4 protein-coding genes are annotated in these 3,061 nt (G+C 70.0%); 1 reads left to right on the plus strand and 3 read right to left on the minus strand.

The genetic code is table 11. The features are described from left to right. From hemA to H5J26_RS29930, 3 genes are all read right to left on the minus strand, one after another. The coding region (gene hemA, locus H5J26_RS29920; RefSeq protein ID WP_181769093.1) for a glutamyl-tRNA reductase at window positions 1-677 on the minus strand (677 nt) is incomplete at its 3' end. Next, window positions 674-1,453 carry a redox-sensing transcriptional repressor Rex gene (locus H5J26_RS29925; protein WP_181769094.1) on the minus strand — a complete coding sequence of 260 codons (780 nt, stop codon included), beginning with the start codon at window positions 1,451-1,453 and terminating at the stop codon, window positions 674-676. The genes hemA and H5J26_RS29925, both read right to left, overlap by 4 nt. A gap of 249 nt (window positions 1,454-1,702) precedes the next feature. Next, window positions 1,703-1,939 carry a glutaredoxin family protein gene (locus tag H5J26_RS29930; protein WP_181769095.1) on the minus strand — a complete coding sequence of 79 codons (237 nt, stop codon included), beginning with the start codon at window positions 1,937-1,939 and terminating at the stop codon, window positions 1,703-1,705. Between the two features lie 262 nt (window positions 1,940-2,201). Between H5J26_RS29930 and H5J26_RS29935 the strand changes: the two genes are divergently transcribed. Then, the coding region (locus H5J26_RS29935) for an HAD family hydrolase (protein ID WP_181769096.1) at window positions 2,202-3,061 on the plus strand (860 nt) is incomplete at its 3' end.

The following is a 3,061-nucleotide window of genomic DNA, read 5'->3' on the forward strand; positions in this document are numbered from 1 at the left end:
GCCAGCCGCTCGGCACGGTCCAGGGTCCTGTTGGCGATCACCAGTTCGGCTACACCTGCGCGCGCGAGAGTCGTCGCGGCGAGGGAGGACATCGAGCCCGCCCCGATGACGAGGGCACGCTTGCCGCGTACCCAGTCCTCGACGGCCTCGCTGCCCGCGAGCTGCTCGAGACCGAAGGTGACCAGCGACTGCCCCGCCTTGTCGATGCCGGTCTCGGTGTGCGCCCGCTTCCCCGTGCGCAGCGCCGTCTGGAAGAGGTCGTTCAGCAGCCGCCCAGCGGTGTGCTGGTCCTGTGCGACGGCGAGGGCGTCCTTGATCTGGCCGAGGATCTGGCCTTCGCCGACGACCATCGAGTCCAGGCCGCAGGCCACCGAGAACAGGTGGTGGACGGCCCTGTCCTCGTAGTGCACGTACAGATGAGGGGTCAGCTCGTCCAGGCCGACGCCGCTGTGCTGCGCGAGCAGGGTCGACAGCTCCGCGACACCGGCGTGGAACTTGTCGACGTCGGCGTAGAGCTCGATGCGGTTGCACGTGGAGAGCACCGCCGCTTCCGCTGCGGGCTCCGCGCTCATCGAGTCCTGCAGCAGCTTTTCGCGCACCTGCGGCGCGAGAACGGCCCGCTCCAGCACGCTCACCGGCGCACTGCGGTGGCTCAGGCCGACGACCAGCAGGCTCATGCCGGCATCACGGCGGGGACGTCCCCGTCAGGTCCCGGTCCGGGGCGCTTGGTCACCGCGGCGGCGGGCGGAGCCGCCGGCGGAGCGGTCTCCTCCTCCTCGGGTGCGTCCTCGCCCGCCTTGCGCTGCTCGTGGAAGGCGAGGATCTGCAACTCGATGGAGAGGTCGACCTTCCGTACGTCCACACCCTCGGGGACGGACAGCACGGTGGGGGCGAAGTTGAGGATGGAGGTGATGCCGGCGGCGACGAGCCGGTCGCACACCTGCTGCGCGGAGCCGGCAGGGGTGGCGATGACACCGATGGAGACGCCGTTGTCGGCGATGATCTGCTCGAGCGCGTCGGTGTGCTGCACGTCGATGCCCGCGACGGGCTTCCCCGCCAGGGAGGGGTCCGCGTCTATGAGGGCGGCGACGCGGAAGCCGCGGGAGGCGAAGCCTCCGTAGTTGGCCAGGGCGGCGCCGAGGTTACCGATACCGACGATGACGACGGGCCAGTCCTGGGTCAGGCCGAGCTCGCGGGAGATCTGGTAGACGAGGTACTCGACGTCGTAGCCGACACCCCGGGTGCCGTAGGAGCCGAGGTAGGAGAAGTCCTTGCGCAGCTTCGCGGAGTTGACCCCGGCGGCGGCCGCCAGCTCCTCGGACGAGACCGTGGGGACCGAGCGCTCGGACAGCGCGGTGAGGGCCCGCAGATACAGCGGTAGCCGGGCGACGGTGGCCTCGGGGATTCCTCGGCTCCGGCTCGTCGCCGGTCGGTGATTTCGGCCAGTTGCCACGGTGCTCCTGCCGGTTGCGCGAAGCGGTGAGCGATCCTGCGCGGGATGCGCGTCCTGACCGCCCCATCGCGACAAGGCTATGCCTTTGTGAACGCGTGCACAAAGATGGAGTCCGTTTTGTCCGGTCAACGTGACCGGTGACACATGCACCAGTGGCGACACACGTCACTCCTCACGTCTGACTCATCACGGATCGCCGCTTCCGGCCCGTTCACGACGCCGGCCACGTGCGCGGCAGGACCGAGCCGGCTACCCCTCGAGCGCCTTGCGCAGCCGCTGCGGGTCCACCCGCCAGAAGTCGTGCTGTGCGCCGTCCACGAGTACAACGGGGATCTGCTCCCAGTATTTCCTGTAGAGCTCCTGGTCCTCGTTGATGTTCTTCTCCTCCCAGGCCGCTCCGGTCTCGGCGCACACCCGGACGACCACGTCCCGCGCCACGTCGCACAGATGGCATCCGGGCTTCCCGATCAGCGTGACAGTTCTCATGCGCCCCATTGTCACGCTTCGCCGTCACCACACGTCACGTCCGCCCCGCTTCACAACCGGCACAGCCCCCTCCACCCCTCGACGGTGCCCACCTGCGGTTCTGTACGGTCCGGCCACGAGGGGGCCCAGGCGCCCGGGAGTTGACGTCACCCCCGCCTACCAGGCACGTGCAACCGGGCCGTCCCGTCCGTGTGCCGGAGCGTCGACATCTGGACACCCGGGCGTAACAGCGCGGGCGCAAGTGGTCGCTATCCTCGACGACATGGCTTCCCGCCCCTCCCCCGCTCTCGCCTGGCACTGGCTCACCCGTCGCAGCCGTGCCGCGACGGCACGCAGCGTGCTCGCCGGCGAAGCGTCCGCCGAGGCGGCCCGCAAGCAGGAACTCGAACTGGTCGCGTCCGCACCGCCCGAGGTCGAGTTCCCGGTCGTCGGCGACACCCACGCCGCCGCGTTCTTCGACCTGGACAACACGGTCATGCAGGGCGCCGCCCTCTTCCACTTCGGCCGCGGGCTCTACAAGCGCGACTTCTTCGAGAAGCGCGAACTCGCCCGCTTCGCCTGGCAGCAGGCCTACTTCCGGATGGCGGGCCGCGAGGACGCCGGGCACATGGCGGACGTACGGTCCAGCGCCCTGTCCATCGTCAAGGGCCACCGCGTCAGCGAACTCACCGCCATGGGCGAGGAGATCTACGACGAATACATGGCCGGCCGCATCTGGCCCGGCACGCGCGCGCTCGCCCAGGCGCACCTCGACGCCGGCCAGAAGGTCTGGCTCGTGACCGCAGCTCCCGTCGAGACGGCGACGATCATCGCGCACCGGCTCGGCCTGACGGGCGCCCTGGGCACCGTCGCCGAATCGGTCGACGGCGTCTACACGGGCAGGCTCGTCGGCGAACCGCTGCACGGCCCGGCCAAGGCCGAGGCCGTACGGGCGCTCGCCGCCGCGGAGGGCCTGGAGCTGGAACGATGCGCCGCCTACAGCGACTCGGCGAACGACATCCCGATGCTCTCGCTCGTCGGATATCCGTATGCGATCAATCCTGACAGCCGCCTTCGCGACCACGCGCGCGAAATGGGCTGGCGGCTGCGCGACTACCGCACCGCTCGCAAGGCCGCCCGCGT

This window comes from Streptomyces albidus (ex Kaewkla and Franco 2022) (genome assembly GCF_013870515.1).
Taxonomy (GTDB): Bacteria; Actinomycetota; Actinomycetes; order Streptomycetales; family Streptomycetaceae; genus Streptomyces; species Streptomyces albidus.